We start from the raw sequence: 24113 nt of genomic DNA on the forward strand, positions 1-24113 counted from the left end.
TCGCTATGACAGCCCAAACAACCCTTGCAAATCTGGACCTGACAGCCGCTGAGCTGATGGGCGGCACGCTGGCTGTACGCTCGCCCATTGATGGCGGCATTCTGGCCGAGGTACATGAAACGCCTGCGTCAGGGATGGGCACGGTGTTTGCCAATGCCAAGACGGCATTCAAGGCGTGGCGCACGGTTCCGGCCCCACGCCGGGGCGAACTGATCCGCTTGCTGGGCGAGGAATTGCGCGCCGCCAAGGACGATCTGGGTGCGCTGGTCAGCTGGGAAGCTGGTAAGATCACCTCGGAAGGTCTGGGTGAAGTGCAGGAGATGATCGACATCTGCGATTTCGCCGTCGGCCTGTCGCGCCAGCTTTATGGTTTGACCATCGCATCTGAGCGCCCGGGCCACCGGATGATGGAAACGTGGCACCCGGCAGGGCCGGTGGGCGTGATCTCGGCCTTCAACTTCCCGGTGGCGGTCTGGTCGTGGAATGCCGCGCTGGCGCTGGTCTGCGGTGATCCGGTGATCTGGAAGCCGTCTGAAAAGACGCCTTTGACCGCGATGGCCTGCCAGAAGATCTTTGAACGTGCACTTGCCCGATTTGGTGATGCGCCCGACCACCTGCTGCAGACCCTGATCGGAGGTGCCGCGCTGGGCGAGGCGCTGGTGGCCAGCGAGGACGTGCCGGTCATTTCGGCGACCGGGTCCACACGGATGGGCCGTGCCGTAGCCCCCATCGTGGCGCAGCGGTTCGGGAAATGTATTCTCGAGCTTGGCGGCAATAACGCGATGATCGTGGGCCCTTCGGCCGATCTGGAAATGGCCGTGCGTGCGATTGTCTTTTCTGCTGTCGGCACAGCCGGTCAACGCTGCACCACGCTGCGCCGTCTGATCGTTCACAACTCGATCCGCGAAGAGCTGGTGAGCCGGTTGAAAAAAGCCTATGCCGGTCTGCCCATCGGCAATCCGCTGATCGAAGGCACTTTGATCGGTCCGCTGGTGGACGAAGCCTCGGGCGCGGCCATGACCGCTGCGCTGGACGCTGCAAAGGCCGAAGGCGGCGCAGTCTTTGGTGGCGGCCGCGTAACCGAAAACGTCCCCGCCGGTGTCTATATGCAGCCCGCGATTGTCGAGATGCCTGGCCAGACAGCAACCGTAAAGACCGAAACCTTTGCGCCGATCCTCTATGTCATGGGGTACGACGCGTTCGACGAAGCCATCGAATTGCAAAATGACGTACCGCAAGGTCTGTCGTCTTGCGTATTCACTCTGAACATGCGCGAGGCCGAGCAATTCCTGACCGCAGCGGGATCGGACTGTGGCATTGCCAATGTCAATATCGGGCCATCGGGGGCCGAGATCGGTGGCGCATTTGGTGGCGAGAAGGAAACCGGTGGCGGGCGTGAAAGCGGCTCGGATGCGTGGAAGGCCTATATGCGCCGTCAGACCAACACCGTGAACTACTCAGCCGAGCTTCCGCTGGCGCAAGGCGTCAAGTTCGACATCTGATCGTGCTGTCGGCGGTACCTGATGGTGCCGCCGGCTCATCAATCTGCAAACAGATAATCCAATCGCATGATGGCCTGCGCCTGTTCCTGTGAAACATTCAGAAACCGGACAATGGCGTCTTCGTTTTCTGTCCGGTCGCTGGTTTCCCGCAGGCGTGCATGTCGATCCAGCGCGGTGCCCCGGATCAACTCGGATTCGTATTCCATCGCGTTGTGCAAAGTTGGGACAAGCCGTGCCACGGTTTCGGTCGGGCTGTCCTGACCGGCCAACCCCACACGGCGGGCGTGGCCGATCAGGTAATCGTCGGAATATTCACACTCGACTTCAAGCACATGGGTTTTGACCTGATCTGCACAGAAGTCCTGAATGATTTCGATATCTGAGGGATCGATGCATAGAACCAGCCGGTCGGTTTCGAAACTGTCAAACAGCATCCGCACAAGAGCACGCCGGTGGCGGGACCGTTTGAGCAAGGTCGTTTCGATGCCGCCCAGATCGGGCAGAGCCGTATCCTGTTCGTTGAACAGATACTCGACACAAGGGATATCGGTTTCGGACTTAATCTGATCGACCAGACGTTTGGCCACATGCCATTTCTTGCACACGATCAGGAAAACATCGCGGTCCGGTCCCAGCGTATTTCCGGCCTCCCAGAACCTTTGCTTGTGGCGGCGTCCGACGCGCCCTCTTGCGGTTAAGAAACTATGGAGATTGCGACCTTCATCCGAGATGTGAAAATCCACCCCATCCGCAGAATAGAGCTGGCCCAACCGGTCCTTCAGCTCATGTGCCTCGGGGCTGATTTTGCGGGCGAACAGAAAATCCTGCCCTAACAGCATGTCGTAATGGTCGTTATAGAATGTCACGGGCATTCCGTAGTCCGAGAACATCAGGAATGTGAGCGTTCGGTTGTCGATCTCTTCACGGGGAACAAGGTGGCGGACAAGCGTTTGAAAGAAGGTCTCATCCGGTATCCAGGTGGTCGAGAAAAAGCGGATTACATCCGGGCGCTGGGCCAGGAATTCAAAGATCATTTCAACAGTATGACGGCGCAGACACCACCACTGACTGCCGATCATGACCTGGATGTCAGCCGGAACCTCGCGGGTCAGACCAAGTTTTTTCTGTACGTCATAGGATGTATAGAATCGTCTGCTCTGGGTGCGTTCATTGAAGAAATGGCGATAGATCAGCCGGTCTTCTTTCATGCCGGTCTTGATCCAGTTACTGGCAAAAAAGTCGTGGCTTTCGACAAAATCCCTATCATTTTCGTTCAGGAACTGATGCGCGTATTCCGCTGTTTTGATCGCCATGCAATCCCCTGACAGCATGTAGAAATGCGTCGCGCGGGGAAAGGCCTCGAGGGCGGCTTGCACTGCGTTCAATGTGGCCTGTACCAAAGACCACTCGCCCCAACCGCATTTGATGCGTTTGGTTGCAAAAGTGACATTCGAATTGGCCTGAAGAGCGCCCTGAATGCGTGCATAGGCCTCGCGACTTGCGCGGGCGTCAAAATGTATGGCCATGCAATCGCCAGCGGCGGTTAGCTGCTCGGCCTGCGCAATGATTGCGTCAGGGTCCTTGTGGCACAACAAAATGTAGGCAATTTTTGCCATTTCAGTTCTTTGTTATCCGTTTCTGCCCGGTTCCCTCTGTGATACTGAGGATGAGCGATTGAATAAACAGATTATTTTTGGTTCTGTAGATACAAAAGCAGGCGCGAATAGTGAGTTACGACCTGTTGAGGAGGCGCAGCAAATGGGTTTTCCCGGTACATGGATGACCGAGAGCGAGAGCATGGTTTACCGTGTTGTCCCGAAATGTGCATGCTCAACCATCGGGCAAATCATGTATTTTTCGGATCATGGCCGTTTTTTTGACGGCGATATCCACGATGCCAAGGACGGGATGCATAAGTGGGCGTTCGGTCCCAGCCAGGAGCCGATTTCGACAAATGTCCGAAATCATAACTCCTTTTCTTTCACCTGCGTGCGGAACCCGTACACGCGAATTCTCAGTTCGTTCTTTGACAAGATCTGTGGAATTCAGCGCAACGGCAAGCGGTATCGCGGCAATCTGGTGCCGACGCTGATCTACAATTACGGCATCGAGGTTGGCGGAGAGGACGGTCAGGGTGATTTCGACCAGGTCGCCAGTTTCCGCAGATTTCTGTTATTTGCTCGTGACACGATCAGGTGGCGCAGGCCCATGGACCCGGATATCCACTGGTCCGCCATGTCTGGCCATGTGTCGACCTTTATTGCAAATGGCGGACGATATGATCGCATCTTCTGGACCGAGAAGTTCAACGATGGGATGCAAGGTGTTCTGAGCAACCTGGACACGCCACACAAGGTGGCCCTGTCCGAAATCCCGCGGTTCAATGAATCCGAAGGCCACGGACCCAAACGAAAGCATCCTGTCGAGGACTATTTCGACGACCTGTCGATGCATCTTGTCTACGAGATCTACAAACAAGATTTCGATCTGTTCAAATACGATTTTGAAGATCCGGCCAACAAGATGCCGATCGCCGAGATTGATCTGGATGAAGTCCACGCCAAGCTTGGGGATTGAGCTGGAAATCACCTTCTCCCGCCCATCGGCAATGTATCTTGCGAAACATCTCCTCTGGTTGGGCCTGGCGCCGCGCCAGGCCCAAGACCAAAGCCGATAGCGCCAGAAGGCGCGGGAGCGCTTTGGGAATTGATTGGACCGGATCACTTGATTTGGTGTCCGGCCCTTATGTCTTAGACCTCCCGCACGGCCCCTTTTGCCGCGCTGGTTGTCAGTTTGGCATAGGCTTTGAGCGCGGTTGAGACTTTACGCTTGCGGGGCGCTGCCGGTATCCAGCCTTTTGCATCCTGCTCCTGGCGTCGTTCGGCAAGCACTTCATCTGAGACTGCCAGATGGATCGAGCGGTTCGGGATGTCGATTTCGATCCGGTCACCCTGACGCACCAACCCGATCACACCGCCTTCGGCTGCTTCGGGTGAGACGTGGCCGATCGACAGGCCGGAGGTTCCACCCGAGAACCGTCCATCCGTCAGCAAAGCACAGGCTTTACCCAGACCTTTGGATTTCAGGTAAGACGTCGGGTACAGCATTTCCTGCATCCCCGGCCCGCCGCGCGGACCTTCATAGCGGATCACCACCACGTCGCCCGCCCGTACCTTGCCGGTCAGGATGTCGTTGACCGCCTGATCCTGGCTTTCGCAGACATAGGCCGACCCGGTAAAGGTCAGGCTGGCCGGATCGACACCGGCTGTTTTCACGATACAGCCGTCGCGGGCAATATTGCCGAACAGAACCGCCAGACCGCCATCCTGGCTGAACGCATGTTCTTTCGACCGGATCACGCCGCCTTCGCGGTCGGTGTCCAGCTCTTTGTACCGGTTCGACTGGCTGAAGGCCTGCGTGGTGCGCACACCGCCCGGCGCGGCCTTGAACAAGTCTTGCGCCTTGGGGTTGTTGGCAACCTTGATGTCCCAGTTGGCAATCGCCTCACCCATCGTGCCCGAATGCACCGTGCTGCAATCCTCGTGCAGCAACCCGGCGCGGCTGAGTTCCCCGAGAATTGAGAAGATGCCACCGGCGCGGTGGACGTCTTCCATATGCACATTCTCGGTATTGGGTGCGACCTTACACAGGCAGGGCACCTGACGGCTGAGACGGTCCATGTCGGTCATGGTGAAATCCACCTCGCCCTCATGCGCGATGGCCAGCAGATGCAGCACCGTGTTGGTCGATCCGCCCATGGCGATATCCAGGCTCATTGCGTTTTCGAACGCCTCGAACGTGGCGATTTCGCGCGGGAGGAAGCCTTTCTCGTCCAGATCATAGTGCCGTTTGGTGATCTCGACGATCCTGCGACCGGCTTCAAGGAACAGCTCTTTGCGGTCCGCATGTGTGGCCAGAGTCGAGCCGTTGCCCGGCAGCGCCAGACCCAGCGCCTCGGCCAGACAGTTCATCGAGTTGGCGGTGAACATGCCCGAGCACGACCCGCAAGTCGGGCAGGCGTTTTCCTCGATATGCTGAACCTGCTCATCGGTGAACTTGTCGTCAGCGGCGGCCACCATAGCGTCCACGAGGTCGATCTTTTTGGCGTCCAGATCGGCGATGTCGATCTTGCCCGCCTCCATTGGCCCACCCGAGACGAAAATGGCGGGGATGTTCAGGCGCATCGCGGCCATCAGCATGCCGGGCGTGATCTTGTCGCAGTTCGAGATACACACCATCGCATCGGCGCAATGGGCGTTGACCATATATTCAACCGAATCCGCGATCACCTCACGCGAGGGCAGCGAATACAACATCCCGTCATGTCCCATGGCGATACCGTCATCCACCGCGATGGTGTTGAATTCCTTGGCAACACCACCCGCCGCCTCGACCTCGCGGGCGACCATCTGGCCCAGATCCTTCAGGTGCACGTGGCCCGGTACGAACTGGGTGAACGAGTTGACGATGGCGATGATCGGCTTGCCGAAATCGTCGTCGCCCATGCCAGTCGCGCGCCACAGGCCGCGGGCACCGGCCATGTTGCGGCCATGGGTTGAGGTTCTGGATCGGTACAATGGCATGATGCTGTTTCCCTTTTGCCTCGGGTTGCATGTCTTGGGGTTTGTGCGTTATAGCGCACGTACCACATGTGCGCTATAACGCACAAGAGGATTCGAAAGACGGCATCATGGCACCGGACGAGATCACGCTGAAATTACGGGACATGCGGGCGGCATCCGGGCTGAGCCTGTCCAAAGTCGCCGAGATGACAGGCGTCAGCAAAGCCATGCTGGGGCAGATCGAGCGTGGCGAATCCAGCCCAACCATCGCCACTTTGTGGAAGATCGCCAAGGGGTTCCAACTGCCGCTGAGCGCGCTGATTGAAACCGCGAATGGAGACCCCTCTGTTTTTCAGACCGTGACTTTTCCGGGCAGCATCGAGGTCAAGATCGTCTTTCCGTTTGATTCCGCGCTAGGGGCCGAAACCTTTCACGTCAGCCTGACCCCGAACCAAAGCCACGAGTCGCCTGCCCATGCGACGGGCGTGACCGAAGAGGTGTTTGTCCTTTCCGGCACGCTTGAAATCTTGCGGGGTGAGGCCTGGGTGCCGCTAAACGCTGGACAGGGGCTGCGTTTTGCCGCCGACCTGCCGCATGGCTATCGTGCAGGCGCGCAAGGGGCTGCGTTTTTGAACATGCACCATTATGGGCAACACAGCGAGTTTCCTGAAAACGGCAAGGGCAGATCATGACTGCGTTTCTTGACACTTTGACCATCGCGGATGGAATCGGATCAATCGGGGCGATGATCGTGGTTGCTGCGTATCTCGCCACGCAGATGCGGATGATGAATTCCGACGACCTGGCCTTTCCAGTGGTAAACCTACTGGGGTCGATTCTGATCGTCTATTCGCTGTTTGAGAACTTCAATTTGGCCTCGATGCTGATCGAATCCTTCTGGATTTTGATCAGTCTGATCGGGATCGCTCAGTTTTTCCGCCTCAGGCGGGCCCGTTAGCGGTACAGGCCGCCATCCAGCCTTGAACAGACATGCGCGCGCGTATAGGGACAAACCAAGCGCGCATAGGGGAGGCATTGATGCAGGACGATCCCAAAACCCTCGTTTCAACCGAATGGCTTGCGGCCCATCTCAAGGATCCGGACCTGCGGGTCCTGGACGGATCATGGTATCTGCCGCAACACGGACGCGACGCCAAAGCGGAATATGACGCGACCCATATCCCCGGCGCGAGATTCTTTGACATTGATGATATTGCCGATCATCGGTCGGACCTGCCGCATATGGTGCCTCCGGTCGAGAAATTCATGTCGCGCCTGCGGGCGATGGGCGTGGGGGATGGCCATCAGGTGGTGGTCTATGACGGCTCGGGGCTGTCCTCGGCTGCGCGGGCCTGGTGGATGTTCCGCCTGATGGGGCAGGACAACATTGCCGTGCTGGACGGTGGCTTGCCGAAATGGCTGGCCGAGGGGCGAGAGGTTGAAGACCTGCCGCCTGTTATCCGCGACCGCCACATGACCGTGCGGGTTCAGAACCATCTGGTGCGTGATGTCACGCAGGTATCTGCCGCAGCCAAGCTGGGGGATCACGAGATCATAGACGCACGCGCAGTCGGCCGCTTCGCGGGTACCGATCCCGAGCCGCGCGAAGGGCTGCGGTCTGGTCGTATTCCCGGATCACGAAACGTCCCCTTCGGCACCTTGCTGAACAAGAATCACACGATGAAATCGCCCGAGGAATGCCGCGCCATTTTCGAGGCCGCTGGCGTCGACCTGTCGAAACCGGCGATTACCTCATGCGGGTCGGGTGTGACCGCCGCGATTCTCAGCCTTGCGCTCGAGCGCATGGGCAAGAAAGACCACTCGCTTTATGACGGCTCCTGGGCTGAATGGGGTGCCTTCCCGACCCTGCCCGTCGCAACCGGAGAGACCTGATGTTTGAACATCTCAAACCGCAACCTGCCGACAAGATTCTAGCGCTGATGCAGATGTACCGCGAAGACCCGCGCGATCAGAAGATCGACCTGGGTGTTGGCGTCTACAAGAATGCCGAAGGCATCACGCCAGTGATGCGCGCGGTCAAGGCCGCCGAAAAGCGCATTCTGGAAGAGCAGGAAAGCAAGGCCTATACCGGTCTGGCTGGTGATCCGGCCTATGCGGATGCGATGATTGACCTGATCCTGCGCACATCGGTGCCGCGTGGCAACATTGCCGCTGTGGCTACGCCCGGTGGAACCGGTGCTTGCCGTCAGGCATTTGAGATGATCCGCATGGCCAACCCCTCGGCCCGCGTGTTCGTCTCGAACCCGACCTGGCCAAACCATCTGTCGATCCTGAATTACCTGGGGATCGAAGCGGTTCCATACCGCTATTTCGATGGCGAGACTCGTGGCGTCGATTTCGACGGCATGATTGCCGATCTGAAAACCGCCAAGTCGGGCGATGTGGTGTTGTTGCACGGCTGTTGCCACAACCCGACCGGGGCCAACCTGAACCTGGTGCAGTGGCAGGAAGTGGTGACCATCATCAACGAGCTTGGCCTCGTGGCGATGATCGACATTGCCTATCAGGGTTTTGGCGACGGTCTGGAAGAGGATGCGCAGGCGACCCGCCTTGTTGCGTCTTCGGTCAAGGAATGCCTGATCGCGGCGTCGTGTTCCAAGAATTTCGGCGTCTACCGTGAACGCACGGGCCTATTGATGGCAATCAGCGCAGATGCGGGACAGACCGCGTTGAACCAGAGCACGCTGGCCTTTCTGAACCGCCAGAACTATTCATTCCCGCCCGACCATGGCGCGCGCGTGGTCACCACGATCCTGACCGACCCCGTCCTGCGGGCCGACTGGGAGGCTGAGCTGGAAGAGATCCGCTTGTCCATGCTGGGGCTGCGCCAGCAACTGGCCGATGAGCTGCAACGCCACAGCGGCTCCGACCGGTTCGGCTTTGTCGCCCAGCATCGCGGCATGTTCTCGCGCTTGGGCGCGGCACCGGAACTGGTGGAACAACTGCGCGCTGATCACGGCATCTACATGGTCGGCGACAGCCGTCTGAACATTGCCGGGCTGAATGCCAACACGGTTCCGATTCTGGCCAAAGCGATTATCGACGTCGGAGTTTAAATCTGCGGAAAAAAAAGAAACCCGGGCGACACCGCCCGGGTTTTTTGTTGGATTGGGTTGGATATCAGCCCTTGGAGAACTCCGGGTACGCTTCCATGCCCAGTTCCGCCATGTCCAGGCCGTTGATCTCATCCTCTTCGCTGACTCGAATGCCGACGGTGGCCTTCAGGATCGACCACAGGATCAAAGCGCCGACAAAGGTGAACAGACCGTAGGCGAGGATACCCAGCAGCTGCGTACCCAGGCTGGCTTCGCCGTAAAAAATCACGGCGACGGTGCCCCAGATCCCGGCGAACAGGTGAACCGGGATGGCACCAACCACGTCATCGATATTGAACTTGTCCAGCATCGGAACCGCAAAGACCACGATGACACCGCCAACGGCACCGATCCACAGCGCGCCGAACAGGGTCGGGGCCAGCGGCTCCGCAGTGATCGACACCAGGCCAGCCAGCGCGCCGTTCAGCACCATGGTCAGGTCAGGTTTTTTGTACAGCAGCTGTGTCAGGATCAGGGCTGCCACTGCGCCTGCGGCTGCGGCCATGTTGGTGTTGGCAAAGATGCGCGACACGTCGGATACGTCACCCACGGTGCCCATCGCCAGCTGCGACCCGCCGTTGAAGCCGAACCACCCCAACCACAGGATGAATGTTCCCAAAGTGGCCAGCGCCAGGTTCGAACCGGGCATCGGATGAACCTTGCCGTCTTTGTACTTGCCAATCCGCGGACCCAGGATCAGGGCACCCGCCAGAGCCGCCCAGCCGCCAACCGAATGCACGATGGTCGAGCCAGCAAAATCCGAGAAACCAGCCTCGGACAACCAGCCACCGCCCCACTGCCACGAGCCAGAGATCGGGTACATGACGCCGGTCAGAACAATCACGAAGATCAGGAAGGGCCACAGCTTGATACGTTCAGCTACAGCACCCGATACGATCGACGCAGTTGCGGCCACAAACACCAGCTGGAAGAAGAAGTCCGAACCAACCGAAGCATAATCCAATGCCGCGGCGTCAGCACCCACGCCCACCGGATCCAGGACCGTGGTTTTGAAGAACGGTCCAACCCACCCCGCGATGGTCCAGCCGTCGCCGGGGTACATCAGGTTGAAGCCGATCAGCCAGTACATGATCGCGGCAAACGAAAACAGCGCCACGTTCTTGATCATCTGCATGGCCACGTTTTTCGACCGCACCAGCCCGCCTTCGAGCATGGCAAAGCCGGCGGCCATGAAGAACACCAGGAACCCTGCCATCAGAAACAGCAGCGTGGTGAAGATGTATTGTGTGTGCAGCGCGGCTTCGCCGGTGGCGGCCTCCTGCGCTAGGCCAATCTGCGGCAGCGCGACGATCGCGGCGGCAGGGATGAGTGATTTCATCAGGTTCATTGTCAGTCCTCGAATAGTGTTGAGTGGGGGCGCTTACAGCGCCTCTTCGTTCGTTTCCCCGGTCCGCACGCGCAGGGCCTGCTCAACGTCGAGGACGAAAATCTTGCCGTCGCCGATCTTGCCGGTCTTGGCGGATTTGGTGATGGTTTCTACGATCTGGTCGGCCATCATGGCGGGCACCACGATCTCAAGCTTGATCTTGGGTACAAAGTTCACCGCGTATTCGGCGCCGCGATAGATTTCCGTGTGCCCCGATTGCGAGCCGAAGCCCTTGATCTCGGTTACCATCATGCCGCGTATGCCCGCGTCGGTCAGTGCCTCGCGCACCTCCTCGAGCTTGAACGGTTTGATTGTTGCAATAATCAGTTTCACGCTGTTCCCCTCTGCTTCCCCGGTCTGTCCGGCGTGTTTGCACCTGCAGAAAAAGAGCGTGCCGAAGCTGTGTAAGGAACGGTTCAGTGGTCAAATTCGGGAGGAATTGGTGAGTGAGTGCACAATTTTTGCACAGATTCTGCATATCGACTAAATTATAGGCGCGTTAGAGAGGGCGTATTCCGGAAATTCAGACCTCTACTTCATCGGTATAGCAGGGTATGGTGCCTCAAAACGATAACCGGGCAGAGTTTGAGCATGACTGAGTCCAGGCGCCGCAAGGCACCGCTTGTGGCGGACAAAAGATACGCGTCGAAGGGGCGAAAACCCACGGCGACCAAACGCACTGCGAAACCCGCAGGCAAAAAGGCTGCGGCGCGCAAAACGACAACCCGCAAAAGCACACGGAGAAAGACACGCCGGAAATCCGGCGGTGGTGGTGGCTTTTTTCGCCGGTTGTTTCGCTGGGTCTGGCGCCTGATCTGGGGGGTAAGCTGGCGCGTGGGCGCTGTGGCCGCTCTGTTGCTGGCGCTGGCTGTCGGGGTTGTCTATACCTCTTTGCCTGATGTCGATGCTTTGCTAGACGGGCGCGCGCGCGGGTCGGTCACGTTGTTGGATCGGGATGGCAAAGTCTTTGCCTGGCGTGGGGATCAGTTCGGCGGGGTAATCACCGCGGACACGGTTTCTCCGTATCTGAAAAACGCAGTGGTCGCCACCGAGGACAAGCGATTCTACCGCCATTTCGGCGTCAGTCCTCGGGGTGTCGCTAGCGCTGTGCGTATCAACCTACGCGAAGGCCGAGGGCCTTTGTCTGGTCATGGCGGATCGACCATCACCCAGCAGACGGCCAAACTGTTGTGTCTGGGCGTGCCATATGTCCCTAGCGAGTGGGAGTCTGAGGCCGCCTATGAGGCTGATTGCCGTCAGGGATCCCTGTGGCGCAAGGGCAAAGAGGCTGTCTATGCGATCGCGATGGAGGTCAAATACTCCAAGGATGAAATCCTGACCATCTATCTGAACCGTGCCTTCCTCGGGTCCGGTGCGCGGGGTTTTGAGGCGGCAAGCCAGCGCTATTTCGGGATTTCTGCCGCCGAGGTCAGCCCCTCGCAGGCGGCGATGCTGGCAGGTCTGCTGGTGGCGCCGACGCGGTATGCGCCGACAAATAACCTGCAACGCTCGCAGGATAGGGCGCAGTTGGTGATTGGGCTGATGGAGGCGCAGGGCTATCTGACCACTGCTCAGGCCAGCGGTGCCCGCAGCAGCCCGGCGCAACTGTCTGCGGCTGCGGCTGCACGCGCCGGCGGGTATTTTGCCGATTGGGTCATCACGGAACTGCCCAGCTTTTTCGGCTCGGACACCACCGATGACGTGGTGATCCGGACGACGCTGGACCAGCGCCTGCAGAAATCCGCAGAAGAGGCATTGCAATATATCTTCAAGGAAAAGGTGCGCGAAGGGTCCAAGGCGCAAGCTGCCATCGTGGTGATGTCCGCAGATGGGGCCGTGCGGGCGATGGTCGGCGGGCGCAAGACCCGCGTATCGGGCGCATTCAACCGGGCCACACAGGCGCTGAGGCAAACAGGGTCATCCTTCAAACCCTTCGTCTATGCCACCGCGTTGGAACTGGGCTATTCGCCTCTGGATACGGTGGTGGACGAGCCCTATTGCATCAATATCGCCGGTTCGGGGCAATGGTGCCCCAAGAACTACACCAACAAGCATTATGGGCGCGTCACGCTTGCTGATGCTCTCAAGAACTCATTGAACATCCCGGCGGTGAAAGTGGCCGAGGTTGCCGGTCTGGAAAATGTCCGTACCGTCGCAAGTGAGTTCGGCATAGAAAGCAATCTGGCCGAGGGTCCTGCGCTGGCGCTGGGCGCATCGGAAAGCACGCTGATTGAGATGACCGGGGCCTATGCCGGTATCCTGAATGGTGGCTCAGCGGTTGAGCCCTATGGGTTGACCGAGCTGAAGCTGCTGGGGGACGACGCCCCTCTGATGGCGACGAGCACCGGCATCGGTGAGCGGGTGATCAACGATAAGGCAGCCAAGCAACTGACCTGGATGATGGAACGTGTCGTGTCCGAAGGCACGGGCGGGCGCGCGAAACTACCCGGCTGGCAGGTGGCAGGCAAGACCGGCACCACGCAGGCGGCGCGGGATGCCTGGTTCATCGGGTTCACGGCTGATTATGTGACCGGCGTCTGGATGGGTTATGACGACAACACCCCCCTGTCCGGCGTGACCGGCGGCGGGTTACCTGCGGAGATTTGGAAAGAGACGATGGTGCGCGTGACCGAGGGGATGACACCCTCTCCGCTGCCAATGCTGGCCCCCGATCCGCCCGTCCGGCAAGAGCGGCCCAGGCGTCAGCGCCGCAATCAGGGCAATGGGTTCGAAAATGCGATCAACAACCTGCTGAACAACATCTTTGGCAACTGATGTAGGCAAGGAAAAGTCGGCGCGCAGGGTCAGCCAATGACAGCATATGGTGCAGAATGCCCGATTTGCATCCGTATCAAGGTGAATTCCACGTCTGAACTGCTCTGCCGCTGCCAACATGGCAACTTCTGATATGCGGGACTTTCCGGCCATTCGGTTGCCCCTGCTGAATGTCCGCTACTCAAAAATAGACCCGACGCTTGGCCGGGTCAGTTGGTGACGACGAGGATTGTCACTCCTTAATGTGGTGGTCAATAGTATTCCAGAAAGCGCCTCATTCTGCTTGTTGGGACTTGCGCCTGACAAAGCGGGAAAAAAGCCGGCCGTCGGTTACAGCAAAGCCAAGGGCAATGATGGCGAACCCGACCCAAGCCTCTGGCTCCATCTTTTCACCCAGGAATGAAACGCCAAGGCCGATAGCGAACGGTGGAATCAGTAAGGTTACCAAAAGAAGGTTGGCAGCACCTGCGCGCGCAAGGATTGCGAAATAGAGAACATAGGCCAGTGCTGTTGATAGTGCGGCCATCCCAAGAAGCGCAGCCCATACGCCAGAAGACAGAGCCAAGTTTGGGGGGCCATCCATCACGAGAACAATCGGGATCATAAGCACTGTGCTGCCGATCAGCATACCAAGCGCATTCACCAGCGGTGGTTGGCCCGAAAGAGCAGTCCTGCCCCATACACCGGCAAATGCATAAGAGAGCGTCGCCCCAAGAATAGCCAACTGTGCCAGATTGCTCGGATTGAACTCGGTCAATGCGCTTGGCCCCATAATGAAGGCCACACCCAAAATACCCAGTGCAGCACCTGCTATCTTCTTCGGAGTAAAGGGTTCGTCCTTAAGAAGCAAACCCGCCACGACCGCTGCAAACATTGCTGTCGTTGCATTTAGGATTGAAGCCAGCCCGCTGTCGATTTGCGTTTGCCCCCAGAAGATCAGCGAGAACGGAATGGCGTTATTGAGCGCCCCCATTACGAGATAAGCGCCCCATACCCGAGGGGTGCGTGGAACACTCAGTCCTTTGAATATGACGATTAGCGCAAGAATAGGAACCGCCCAAAAAACCCTGTGCAATGTAATTGTAAGTGGTGGCACCTCTGACAGGGCTACCTCACCAAAAAAGAACGACCCGCCCCAAACCGCGGCGAGCAAAAGCAGCATGACGCCGGCTGTTAAATCCATTGCTGGCATGGGTTGGTTTGTCATGTCTTCTGAATCCGTCACTAACTATTACCTAACGGATTAGCTTACGTGACCGCGACACCGCGACCCGTTTCTTGCGGAAATCCAATACAAAGCCAACTTTCATCTATCCAATTGTGAACGGCTGCGTTCGCCTATCGGTGGAGTGCCTCAGCAATCATTTCTGCAAGCCTTTCGGGCTGATCAACGCTCGCCCAGTGAGTGGCGTTTTCGAGAATAATCCGATCCATCTTGTTTTCTTCCAGCCACCGGACGGTGCTGTCCGGACAGTTGTCAGGATTGTAGAGATAAATCACATTTGCCGCGCTTTGCAAAAGCTCGCCGGGCACGCAGCCTGCTGAAAAATGCCGTGCGTCGGTGCCGAGTTGCCACAGCGCCAGAGTATCGGCCTTCGATACTTCATTACGATACCGTCGGATGATTGGTGCCGTTTTCGCCATTTCATCAAGCCGCTCAAGAAAAGCTGCACGAAACGCAACCGGATCACTGTAGTCCGCGGCAGTTCCAGAAAAATAGGCATCCTCGGCGGTGATATTACCCTCTAGAGAAATAATGGTTGTCAAAGGACAGTCGGCCCTTTTGGCGGCCAGGGAGGCTATGATTGAAGCAACCGAATGAGCGACAATGATCTCAGCTCCGTGCTTGATCGCTTTGTCGGCGACGGTTTGTGCAAGTGCTTCAAGAGTTGTTGCCTTTGCCAGAGGCTGAGCGCCAAACCCCGGAAGATTGATGGGTAGCACACGATAACTGTTGGCGAGGTGGGTGTCAGCCAAACCTTCAAACATGCTCGCATTGTCACCAAAGCCTGCAACACAGAGAATGGCGAGTCTTTCATCGTTCACTTGACTCGGGTGTTTGGTCATTTCGGTTTCCAGAGCATCGTATGCGGACATTAACACGGCTCCACAGCATTCAACAATTCGAGCTCGTTACGGTCATCGACAGGCAGTACAACTTCACCTTTTTCAGACGAAAACCTGACTGTCGCGCACGGCCCGAAAGAGACATTCATCGTAAGTGCCGCCGCCGCAATGCGGCTTCGGCCTCTCGCTGCGCTCGCAAGATCGTTCGCCATGCGAATTCACAGATCGCGCGACAATCCTGCCGTTCGCAGCGAAGAACTCAGTTGCCACTCGCGAACCAAAGCTGACCTTGCGTATTCGCAAATCGAGCCGGAACGGGCTAAAAAAAATCGTTTGGGTACTAAAAGTACAGCCAAGTAGGGTCCTGATCCGGATTTGTGCTTTGGACACCTCAAGCCGGGTTGCCTACTAGCTCTTTTTGATACCCGAAAAGTGCGGGCAACCCGCCCGTGTGCAGTAAAACGACTTTCTCACCTGGTTTTATCTTTCCACGTTCGATCAGGTCCAGCAAACCGGCGAATGTTTTGGCAGAATAGACCGGGTCTAGAAAAACCCCTTCGGTTCGGGCCATTTTCTCCAAAGCGGCGCGTGTTTTGGCATTCACTTTGCCATAGCCTGGCGGCAGGGCTTCATCCCAAACATCAATCCTATCCTGTAGAAAACCTGCGTCGATTTCCAGCAAGTCCGCAAGATTCTGCAGAACGGTTTTCATTCGAGCCTTTTGCTTTTCGCGATCCCGGCGCACGCAAATCCCAAACACCGAGGCAATGCTTTCTTCCAGCGCCAATCCGGTTACCAAACCGCCATGTGTTGCGCCGCTGCCTGACGGGACAACGACCGCATCGAAATCTGGCATCTGCTGGTACAATTCCTGTCCAGCGACGACATAACCCAGGGCTCCTAGGGGCGGATGATGCAGGCCAAGGTGAATAACGTAAGGTGTGCAACCTTGGGCTTTCAATTCGTCGGCGCGTGCATGCAATGCCGCGTCCGCTCCGGATTCGTCTTCGCCCTCGGGGTAACTCATTTGCTCGGCACCCAGGATTTGTGCCAGGAGTACATTTCCGGACGCATAATACTCTGATCCCATGTCCGGCACACGCTCTTCCAACTGAAGCACCGATTGCATACCCAGTTTGGCCGCTGCGGCGGCTGCAGATCGCACAAAATTGGATTGAACGGCGCCCGTGATCAGAATGGTATCAGCACCTTTTTGCTGCGCATCTCCAAGATAAAATTCAAGCTGCCGTGTTTTGTTACCGCCAAAACTAAGCCCGGTCAGATCATCACGTTTCAGCCAGAGATCGATATCCAGCTCGGCCGATAGGTTGTCCAGGTGCTCCAAAGGTGTTGGGCCAGACATGAGTTGGGCACGTGGAAATCTGTGCAGATTTTCGTTTCGTATCATCGTGTGACCTTTGAGATTAAGCCGTCATATAGGCGCGATAGAACAGAACACAGCACGCGATCAGTGAAACCACGCGGATCGATGCTATGACGACCGCCTGTGGCAAGTAGGGACCTGTCGCACGGCCAAGTAAGCTGCCGATCAAGGTTATGGCGAGGAACCCCCATACTGACGACCCATACGAGATTGATTGTGCCCCGGACAGATTGTGCAACAAAAATGCGATGCCATATGCCACCAGCGCTATTGGTTGAACCAGCTTTGCCACCTCTTTGGCGGACCGACCCTTTGCAATCAAACCGAACACCATAAGTGGACCCGGGGTTGCCGCCCATACAGTTGCAAGCCCGGACAATCCGGTAACAGCTGAAAACCCGACGTTTCCAATTAAGCCACGCAAGGGGAGCAAGGTTGTAATCAAGCCGATTAACAACAGGCAGGCCGTCAGGGCGAGAACAAACGCCTCGCTCAAAAGGGGATAAACAATGCGGCCAGCAGCCACTCCAACGACGCATCCAATGACCGCAGTGACGATTATTCGCCGATTGTTTTTCAGAACATGCCGGTCCGTTGCCACCGCTGACACAACGGTGTTTAGCAGAAGCAAAATGGGAACCGCCGTCGGCGTGCCAAGCATAATCATCATGGGTGGCCCCGCAATGATGCTAAATCCGATGCCAACCCCGACTTGCAGCATAGCGCCAAGGCAAATAGCGGTCATCAGGATGTACAGTTCAGCGGGCACTCAAACTCCTGTGGATCGGGGGATTGTTGCAGGGCCACAGGTACCTTGATTGACCAGCTGAGGTCTACTTCAATTCCAACCCGCCTACGGCACGGCGCGGTCAGCGCTGCCACGGCATCATTCCAGAGTATGGTACTCGGGCCGCCACAGAATGCGCCATATGCGCCAGTGTTGTAAGGTCAAAAACGGGAAGCTGCAGTTCTTCCTGAAGGCGCGCGGCATATGGCGGCAGATCTGTACACTCCAATACCAATGACCGAATATCCGGAGCTTCAAGCATAAGACTGCGAGCGGCATCCAAGACCTCGGCTTCGATCAGATCAGTATCCATCCTCGTTCGTGCGTTCCGCAAGATCACCTCGGCGAATTCTGATGTACCTTCCAAGCCCTTCACTGCCACAGGAACACCGGCTGCACCGACACCTTCAAAATGCTGGGGCGTCAGTGCCGATGCATCCGCAGTCAGCACGCCCACTGGGGCGCTGGCCCCGGTCATGTGATAAGCCAGCGGCACCTGGATCAGGCTGGATGCAAAAACAGGAACGGAAACCGCCGCTGCCAATTCCTTTTGAAACAGGGCCAGGAAGCCACAGCTGCCGGTGATGGCACGAACGCCCTCAGCCTCAAGCCGCTTGGCTCCTTCAATGAAGGGGGTCAGTAATTCGGGCGTAGGGTTGTTCAGCAAGGTTGGGACCGTCACGCCATCGATCATCTCATACAGGACCGGAAATGGCAGGCTGGATGGGTTCTTGATATGGCCCGGCGGTTTTGGAAAATAACTTTCAAGGCACAGAACACCGATCGACGCGCCGCATATATTCTGACCGCCTTGGTAAATTGGCATTGTTATTAGACCTTTCTGACTTGAGTGTTCAAAACCTAGCCAACGAAAACGGCGCCATATCGACGTTCGGGCTGCGACCGGATACAAGATCCGCCACAAGCTCACCGGTTTTCGGGGCCATCATTAGCCCGTAATGTGAATGTCCGAACGCGGCATACAGCCCGTCTGAGCCGTTGATCGGCCCGATAGCAGGCAAACTGTCCGGAAATGATGGCCGTCGACCCATCCAGAATCGTGCCTCGCTTGTTTCGAGGTCTGGCAACATCGCCTTTGCCTGTTCGGTCAGGATTTCTTTCTTGCGCGGATCAGCGGGCGCATCGACGCTGCCAAATTCGGCCGTGCCGGCGACTCTCAGGCCGCCCAGCATCGAGCTTGCGACGACCTTTGCGTCCACATCCATGACCGAGTTGTTCAATTGGACTGAACGGTTCGGGAATTCAACGTGGTAGCCGCGCTCGGCAACAAGGGGCACTGGCAACCCAAACGGTTTCAGCAGGTCGGCGGACCACACCCCAGCCGCAAGTATAAGCCTGGGGGCGTGCAGCGTATCCTGTGATGTTGTAATCTGCCAACTTCCATCTTGGGTCTGGATCAACTTGGAGACTTCGGTTTGTACGATCTCGGCCCCTTGCATGCGTGCTTTTTCAGCCAGAACTGCCCCCAGACGTCCTGGTGAGGTTACGCGTGCCTGACCTTTGATCACGATCGCGGCTTTGAATTCTTCTGACAGTGCAGGTTCCAGGCGATGCAATTCAGCACCATCGACAAGCTCCAGATCGCCTCCTTTTTCCTGGCGGATCAGATATCCAAGCCCATTCAGATCAGCCTGCTTCCGATGGCGAAATGCGTGAATATAGTAGCTGTCAGTGATCAGGTTTTCGTGCCCGGTGCCTTGAAGATGACGACGATACAGGTCGATAGAAGGGCGGCACAAAAGCTCCATCGCGTCCGAGATTTCGCGCACTGACCTTTCGCCGGAATTTCCCAAAAACCGTAGCCCCCAGGGGATCATTTTTGGCCAGAAACTGGTTCTGACCGAAAGCGCGCTTTTAGGATCCAGTAGCATCTGGGGAAGTGATTTCCATATGCCCGGCATCGCTTGCGGAATGATTGACCACGGCGACACTACACCTGCATTCCCGAAAGAGGTTTCCTGCCCTGGTTGACCGCGGTCAATCAGCCGAACCGGAATGTTGCGCTCTTGTAGCGACAAAGCGCAACAAATGCCGACGATCCCTGCGCCGATGATGGTCACTTGTTCAGTCATGGTTTCACGCCGGAGAGTGACTGCGGTTGCGGGCGATCAGTTGGGTGACGATGACAGGTGACGCCACGGCCAGCGCGATCAGATCAGCAGTCAGGCTGGGCGCGACAAAGATAATCCCAGCGATGGCCAACAGAATGCGCGATGCGATATTCAGCGGGCTCAACCAATACCCAACCACAGCCGCCGACAGGGCAATGACCCCGGCGATGCAACTGGTCGCGGTATAGGTGAATTCCCACAGGTTAAACCCGGTTGACGACACGAATAGCAGCACCGGCGCATAGACAAAGGCCATGGGCGCGACAACCTTCCCTAAGCCAAGGGTAAAGGCAGACAATCCTGTTCGGAACGGGTTTGAATTGGCAATCGCCGCTGCCGCGTAGGCTGAGGTACAGACCGGTGGCGTAATCTCTGACACAACACCATAGTAGAGCACGAAAAGGTGGCTGGCGATGGGTGGAACACCCAGCTGCGCCAGCGCAGGCTGCGCCACTGACACCAGCATGATATACAGCGCGGTGGTCGGAATGCCGGCGCCCATCAGGATACAGACGACGGCGATGAACACCAATGAGATGAACAATTGTAAGTCTTCCATCGCAAAGAACTGGAAGCTGCCGAACGAGATCATGTTGTACAGATCCGATGCCAGGTTGCCTGCGCCTTGCGTAACCATGAAACCGATGCGGAAACCGATGCCAGTGGTGTTGATCACGCCTACCACGATGCCAACCGCAGCAGCGGCGGCGCCCACGGCCAGCGAGTATTTCACACCCAATTCTACCGCCTGTAGCATCTCGGGCACTTCGATGCGTTTCTGAGGGTTCATTGTTGCGACGACCGTCAATCCGCATAGGATTGTTGTCATGGTCAGGTCAAAGCCGCCGTCTGAGAACTTCCACAGTACAAAGCTGAGGAACGCCGCCGCATATATCAGCGTCGGTGGTTGCCTCAAGCGCGACATGCCCGCGATTACCGCAAGTGATATGCCGCAGAAGGCCGACATAAAGGGCGTGTAACCCGTGAACAGAACCACCAGCAACCCGATCAGGGGCACAATATTGGCCCAGCCTTCGGCCCAAACCGCCTTGAACTGAGGCAGCTGCTCTTTGGTCAGACCTTTCAGGTTCAGCTTGCGCGCCATCAGGTGCACCACGGCAAAGACGCCAACATAGTGCAGAAGGGCCGGAAAGATCGCTGCAATCACGATCGTGGTATATGGAACCTCGAGGAATTCGGCCATGATGAAGGCGGCTGCCCCCATGATTGGCGGCGTGATCTGTCCCCCAGCCGAAGATGCGGCCTCGACACCGCCCGCAAAGTGGCCGGGGTATCCTAGACGCTTCATGTTGGGAATTGTCAGCGCGCCGGTCGAAACGGTGTTGGCCACCGAAGAGCCCGAGATCGTGCCGAAGAAGGCTGAGGATACCACCGACACTTTTGCCGGACCGCCGGTATAGCGGCCCGCCAAAATCGTGGCGTTATCAATGAAAAGTTGCCCCAACCCGGTGCGTTGCGCGATCACGCCAAACAGCACGAAATGGAACACGATGGTCGAAACAACCCAAAGGGTGACGCCGTAGATGCCTTCCTGCGGGAAATACATCGACGATACGAAGGTTTTAAAGTTCACGCCGGGATGTTGCAGCAATCCGGGGAAGTACGGCCCAAGCAGGGCGTATGAAATAAAGACGCAGATGATCAGCGGCAACACCCAACCCAAAGTGCGGCGCGCGATGTCCAGAACCAGCAGGATGATGATCACGCCCAATACCACATCAAATGTGTTGGGGTTACCCATGCGGAACGTCTGTTCCTCGATCCCCAGTAACGGAATGCCGCGCCAGGCGACGCCAACATACAGCGCTGCAATGATCCCCAGCACCATGAAGACTAAGTCGTACAGTGGGATGTTGCCTATGCGAAACCGGCTTACCTTAAGCGCATAAAGGCTTTTGGCCCCGATAATCGGGATTGTCGCGTAGACCAGAATGAACAGCAGGGCCAGATAAATGCCCATGTGCCAGTGATCGGCGGGCAGGCCAAACCCGGCTGTGAAAAATTCGTAGAATGCTAAGATCAGGGCGACGACGCGAAGAACATTGCCGGTTGTCGGAGTTACCTGCCGGACGGCGGCGCCTTCGTCGAACTGTTCTTCGATAGCAGCCAATTCCTCGGCCGTCAGTTCGTGGTCATCAAGTTTCTGGGTCTCGGACATGATGGCCCCCCTGATTGCGCGTATTTCGAGTATCCGGTGCTCCAAACGGAACACCGGACAATTCAGTTTCGTGAGACAGAGTTACTGAAGAAGCCCGGCTTCTTTGTAGAACTTCTCAGCACCCGGATGCAGCGGTACGCCCAGTGCTTCGACACCGTCCAGAGCGGTATCAGGGGTGATCTGCTTGCCCTTGGCATGACCGTTATCCAGCAACTTGCGGGTGTTGTCGTTCCACATCGCCTTGGTCAGCTCATAGACTAGATCATCAGACAGGTCCGAGGACACAACCAGCATCGCGCTTACTGCGGGGGTCTTCGTTTCAGCATCAATGCCTTCATAGACACCGCCCGGGATGGCCGAGGGAATATAGGCCGGAATGATCTCATTGATCTTGGCCAGATCCTCATCGCTGAACGAGTGCAGGTTCATGCCTTTGGTCGAAGATAGTTGCACCATCGCAGCAACCGGCCAGCCCGCAGCATAGAAATAGGCGTCCAGCTGACCGTCGGCCAGACGCTCGGCGCTCTGGCTGTTGTTAAGTTCAGCTTCGTCCATGTTGTCACGGTTGACGCCCCAGGCATCGAGCATCTGCAGAACGGCGACCTGCGTGCCAGAACCAGCCTGTGCAATTCCAACGCGCTTGCCTTCCAGATCGCTCAGATCGTTGATTGTCGAGCCAGCCGGCAGAACAAGGTGCAGGTCTTCGGGGAACAGATTGGCCACGATGCGCAGTTTCGGATGCGGTTTGCCGTCGAACTTGCCTTCTCCCAGATACATCGAACGCGTGACGTCAGCTGCAGCAAGACCCGCCTCAAGCTCACCGTTTTCAACGGCCGCGTTGTTAAAGACCGACGCGGTGGTGGATTGCGCAATTGCGATCAGCCCCGGAACACCGCACTGGCCACCTTCTTCACACGGGCGTGAGCCCGGAGGCGCTGAGATACCATTGGCGATGGTGCCACCGATGGGGAAGTAGGTGCCGCCAGCACCACCGGTGCCGATACGGAAAAAGGTCGGATCTTGCGCCAGCGCAGGTGCGGCCAGCGCGCCCGCCAATGCTAGACCAGTCAAGCATTTTACAATTTTCATTGTCATCTCCCTTGTTGGAATTTCGGTTTCGGTTTTCCCAAACTTCGATCCTGCAAGCGTAGAGACAAATTGCATAAATACAAATTTGTTATATTTCACTAAACTAAATTTTTACTTATATTTAAACATATGAACCTGACCCAGCTAACTGTATTTCGTGAGGTGATGGAGACCGGCTCCATCTCTCAAACAGCCAAGAAACTGAATCGAACGCAGCCTGCAATCAGTCTTGCGTTGAAAAACCTTGAAAAATCTCTGGGCCTGTCGCTGTTCGAACGTAAAGGACGGCGTTTGGTGCCGGTTCCCGAAGCGCATTATCTATTGGCAGAAACGACAGGCATTCTTGACCGCCTCGCGTCGATCTCCAACACCATGGAAGGTCTCATCAAAGGGCATGCCGGAAGCTTGAATATTGCAACGATGCCTGGTCCGTCTGCCTTTTTGTTCCCGCGTTTCATAAGCCAGTCAGTTGGCGAAAACCCCGAAATTCGCATAACACTTTCCACTCGCAGCTCACCTCAGATTATGGAGCTTGCGGGATCACAAAACATCGACTTCGGCTTTGCTGACTTCGAGCATTCAACCGGTAAAAAACCCCAATATTCCGCCGAGCTAATTCGGGCAGATTGCTTCTGTGCCCTTGATCGCGATCATCCGCTTTCATCGCGCCAGAGCTTGACCTTATCGGATCTGGATGGAACGCCAATGGGCGGCCTGCATCCTTCACACCCGTTTCAACGAAAAATCCGGCAGGAGTTTGAAAATGTTGCCGCTGAATACAACCCAACGGTAACTTGCCAGTACTTTCTGCCATTAATCCCCTTTGTGAGTTCAGGACAGTGTTGCAGCATCGTAGATCCGCTGACAGTTGCGACTGAGCGTGAACTTAACTTCTCGAATGGCAAAGTGGTTTTCTTACCCTTCACGAAACCGCTCAGATATGAGTATGCCATCCTCGAACCAAACCACCGACCACCGTCCCAATTGGCACTACAGACCAAAGCGGGATGGAAGGCAGAAGTATTGAGGATGTTGGATGGTGTGAAGGCAAACCCCCTTTCCTTTTGGGTAGATGAAGCAGGGACAGAGCATAATAGATCACAATAGACCAAACGATCTGAAAACCAATTCTT

20 protein-coding genes are annotated in these 24113 nt (G+C 56.9%); 8 read left to right on the plus strand and 12 right to left on the minus strand.

The genetic code is table 11. The features are described from left to right. The first annotated feature begins 5 nt into the window (after positions 1-5). The gene (amaB, locus tag AC2FH9_RS16010) at positions 6-1502 is read left to right on the plus strand and encodes an L-piperidine-6-carboxylate dehydrogenase (protein ID WP_496872200.1); all 1497 of its coding nucleotides are present in this window, start codon (positions 6-8) and stop codon (positions 1500-1502) included. A 38-nt stretch (positions 1503-1540) separates the two neighbouring features. Here amaB and AC2FH9_RS16015 read toward each other — a convergent pair whose 3' ends face one another. Next, positions 1541-3118 carry a DUF5928 domain-containing protein gene (locus tag AC2FH9_RS16015; RefSeq protein WP_496787130.1) on the minus strand — a complete coding sequence of 526 codons (1578 nt, stop codon included), beginning with the start codon at positions 3116-3118 and terminating at the stop codon, positions 1541-1543. A gap of 142 nt (positions 3119-3260) precedes the next feature. On the opposite strand from AC2FH9_RS16015, the gene AC2FH9_RS16020 reads away from it, so the two are divergent. Beyond that, positions 3261-4079, plus strand: a complete 819-nt coding sequence (locus AC2FH9_RS16020) for a sulfotransferase family protein (protein WP_142638414.1) — start codon at positions 3261-3263, stop codon at positions 4077-4079. A gap of 173 nt (positions 4080-4252) precedes the next feature. Here the strand turns inward: AC2FH9_RS16020 and ilvD are convergent, their stop codons facing one another. Then, on the minus strand, positions 4253-6085 hold the full coding sequence (gene ilvD, locus AC2FH9_RS16025) for a dihydroxy-acid dehydratase (protein ID WP_496872204.1): 1833 nt from the start codon (positions 6083-6085) through the stop codon (positions 4253-4255). A 107-nt stretch (positions 6086-6192) separates the two neighbouring features. Here ilvD and AC2FH9_RS16030 point away from each other — a divergent pair, with 107 nt between their 5' ends. From AC2FH9_RS16030 to AC2FH9_RS16045, 4 genes are all read left to right on the plus strand, one after another. Further along, complete coding sequence (locus tag AC2FH9_RS16030) at positions 6193-6756, plus strand: helix-turn-helix domain-containing protein (protein ID WP_496703158.1); 564 nt, start codon at positions 6193-6195, stop codon at positions 6754-6756. Continuing rightward, on the plus strand, positions 6753-7022 hold the full coding sequence (locus AC2FH9_RS16035; protein ID WP_496872205.1) for a CBU_0592 family membrane protein: 270 nt from the start codon (positions 6753-6755) through the stop codon (positions 7020-7022). The genes AC2FH9_RS16030 and AC2FH9_RS16035 overlap by 4 nt, the downstream gene beginning before the upstream one ends. Positions 7023-7102: 80 nt before the next feature. After that, entirely contained in the window at positions 7103-7957 is an 855-nt protein-coding gene (gene sseA, locus AC2FH9_RS16040) for a 3-mercaptopyruvate sulfurtransferase (RefSeq protein WP_496872206.1), read from the plus strand. Continuing rightward, positions 7957-9141: an amino acid aminotransferase gene (locus tag AC2FH9_RS16045; RefSeq protein WP_496692678.1), complete on the plus strand. Its 1185-nt coding sequence runs from the start codon at positions 7957-7959 to the stop codon at positions 9139-9141. The genes sseA and AC2FH9_RS16045 overlap by 1 nt, the downstream gene beginning before the upstream one ends. 64 nt (positions 9142-9205) lie before the next feature. Here the strand turns inward: AC2FH9_RS16045 and AC2FH9_RS16050 are convergent, their stop codons facing one another. Further along, positions 9206-10528: an ammonium transporter gene (locus AC2FH9_RS16050; RefSeq protein WP_496872207.1), complete on the minus strand. Its 1323-nt coding sequence runs from the start codon at positions 10526-10528 to the stop codon at positions 9206-9208. Between the two features lie 33 nt (positions 10529-10561). Further along, positions 10562-10900 (minus strand): P-II family nitrogen regulator, encoded by a 339-nt coding sequence (locus tag AC2FH9_RS16055; protein WP_496694078.1) that lies wholly within the window; start codon positions 10898-10900, stop codon positions 10562-10564. A 258-nt stretch (positions 10901-11158) separates the two neighbouring features. Between AC2FH9_RS16055 and AC2FH9_RS16060 the strand changes: the two genes are divergently transcribed. Next, positions 11159-13342: a transglycosylase domain-containing protein gene (locus AC2FH9_RS16060; RefSeq protein ID WP_496872209.1), complete on the plus strand. Its 2184-nt coding sequence runs from the start codon at positions 11159-11161 to the stop codon at positions 13340-13342. Between the two features lie 274 nt (positions 13343-13616). Here the strand turns inward: AC2FH9_RS16060 and AC2FH9_RS16065 are convergent, their stop codons facing one another. The 8 genes from AC2FH9_RS16065 to AC2FH9_RS16100 form a co-directional block, all read right to left on the minus strand. Then, entirely contained in the window at positions 13617-14525 is a 909-nt protein-coding gene (locus AC2FH9_RS16065) for a DMT family transporter (protein WP_496750555.1), read from the minus strand. Positions 14526-14680: 155 nt separating this feature from the next. Next, a complete protein-coding gene (locus AC2FH9_RS16070) occupies positions 14681-15439 on the minus strand; it encodes an alpha/beta fold hydrolase (RefSeq protein ID WP_496750553.1) in 759 nt (252 codons plus the stop codon). Positions 15440-15800: 361 nt separating this feature from the next. Continuing rightward, the gene (locus AC2FH9_RS16075; protein ID WP_496703646.1) at positions 15801-16772 is read right to left on the minus strand and encodes a D-cysteine desulfhydrase family protein; all 972 of its coding nucleotides are present in this window, start codon (positions 16770-16772) and stop codon (positions 15801-15803) included. 61 nt (positions 16773-16833) lie between these two features. Continuing rightward, complete coding sequence (locus AC2FH9_RS16080; protein WP_496789984.1) at positions 16834-17562, minus strand: TSUP family transporter; 729 nt, start codon at positions 17560-17562, stop codon at positions 16834-16836. Between the two features lie 100 nt (positions 17563-17662). After that, positions 17663-18406, minus strand: a complete 744-nt coding sequence (locus AC2FH9_RS16085; protein ID WP_496789983.1) for an aspartate/glutamate racemase family protein — start codon at positions 18404-18406, stop codon at positions 17663-17665. Positions 18407-18434: 28 nt separating this feature from the next. Continuing rightward, positions 18435-19673: an NAD(P)/FAD-dependent oxidoreductase gene (locus AC2FH9_RS16090; protein WP_496872213.1), complete on the minus strand. Its 1239-nt coding sequence runs from the start codon at positions 19671-19673 to the stop codon at positions 18435-18437. A 4-nt stretch (positions 19674-19677) separates the two neighbouring features. Next, the gene (locus AC2FH9_RS16095) at positions 19678-21891 is read right to left on the minus strand and encodes a TRAP transporter permease (protein ID WP_496872214.1); all 2214 of its coding nucleotides are present in this window, start codon (positions 21889-21891) and stop codon (positions 19678-19680) included. A gap of 81 nt (positions 21892-21972) precedes the next feature. Beyond that, the gene (locus AC2FH9_RS16100; RefSeq protein ID WP_496750545.1) at positions 21973-22980 is read right to left on the minus strand and encodes a TAXI family TRAP transporter solute-binding subunit; all 1008 of its coding nucleotides are present in this window, start codon (positions 22978-22980) and stop codon (positions 21973-21975) included. 129 nt (positions 22981-23109) lie between these two features. Here AC2FH9_RS16100 and AC2FH9_RS16105 point away from each other — a divergent pair, with 129 nt between their 5' ends. After that, complete coding sequence (locus AC2FH9_RS16105; RefSeq protein WP_496750543.1) at positions 23110-24087, plus strand: LysR family transcriptional regulator; 978 nt, start codon at positions 23110-23112, stop codon at positions 24085-24087. Positions 24088-24113 lie beyond the last annotated feature (26 nt).

It is taken from the genome of Ruegeria sp. CDSC081 (assembly GCF_059610485.1).

Coding starts and splice junctions, on each gene's coding strand:
- amaB (WP_496872200.1), top strand. CDS start 6: ATGACAGCCCAAACAACCCTTGCAAATCTGGACCTGACAGCCGCTGAG.
- AC2FH9_RS16015 (WP_496787130.1), bottom strand. CDS start 3,118: ATGGCAAAAATTGCCTACATTTTGTTGTGCCACAAGGACCCTGACGCA.
- AC2FH9_RS16020 (WP_142638414.1), top strand. CDS start 3,261: ATGGGTTTTCCCGGTACATGGATGACCGAGAGCGAGAGCATGGTTTAC.
- ilvD (WP_496872204.1), bottom strand. CDS start 6,085: ATGCCATTGTACCGATCCAGAACCTCAACCCATGGCCGCAACATGGCC.
- AC2FH9_RS16030 (WP_496703158.1), top strand. CDS start 6,193: ATGGCACCGGACGAGATCACGCTGAAATTACGGGACATGCGGGCGGCA.
- AC2FH9_RS16035 (WP_496872205.1), top strand. CDS start 6,753: ATGACTGCGTTTCTTGACACTTTGACCATCGCGGATGGAATCGGATCA.
- sseA (WP_496872206.1), top strand. CDS start 7,103: ATGCAGGACGATCCCAAAACCCTCGTTTCAACCGAATGGCTTGCGGCC.
- AC2FH9_RS16045 (WP_496692678.1), top strand. CDS start 7,957: ATGTTTGAACATCTCAAACCGCAACCTGCCGACAAGATTCTAGCGCTG.
- AC2FH9_RS16050 (WP_496872207.1), bottom strand. CDS start 10,528: ATGAACCTGATGAAATCACTCATCCCTGCCGCCGCGATCGTCGCGCTG.
- AC2FH9_RS16060 (WP_496872209.1), top strand. CDS start 11,159: ATGACTGAGTCCAGGCGCCGCAAGGCACCGCTTGTGGCGGACAAAAGA.
- AC2FH9_RS16065 (WP_496750555.1), bottom strand. CDS start 14,525: ATGGATTTAACAGCCGGCGTCATGCTGCTTTTGCTCGCCGCGGTTTGG.
- AC2FH9_RS16070 (WP_496750553.1), bottom strand. CDS start 15,439: ATGTCCGCATACGATGCTCTGGAAACCGAAATGACCAAACACCCGAGT.
- AC2FH9_RS16075 (WP_496703646.1), bottom strand. CDS start 16,772: ATGTCTGGCCCAACACCTTTGGAGCACCTGGACAACCTATCGGCCGAG.
- AC2FH9_RS16085 (WP_496789983.1), bottom strand. CDS start 18,406: ATGCCAATTTACCAAGGCGGTCAGAATATATGCGGCGCGTCGATCGGT.
- AC2FH9_RS16090 (WP_496872213.1), bottom strand. CDS start 19,673: ATGACTGAACAAGTGACCATCATCGGCGCAGGGATCGTCGGCATTTGT.
- AC2FH9_RS16095 (WP_496872214.1), bottom strand. CDS start 21,891: ATGTCCGAGACCCAGAAACTTGATGACCACGAACTGACGGCCGAGGAA.
- AC2FH9_RS16100 (WP_496750545.1), bottom strand. CDS start 22,980: ATGAAAATTGTAAAATGCTTGACTGGTCTAGCATTGGCGGGCGCGCTG.
- AC2FH9_RS16105 (WP_496750543.1), top strand. CDS start 23,110: ATGAACCTGACCCAGCTAACTGTATTTCGTGAGGTGATGGAGACCGGC.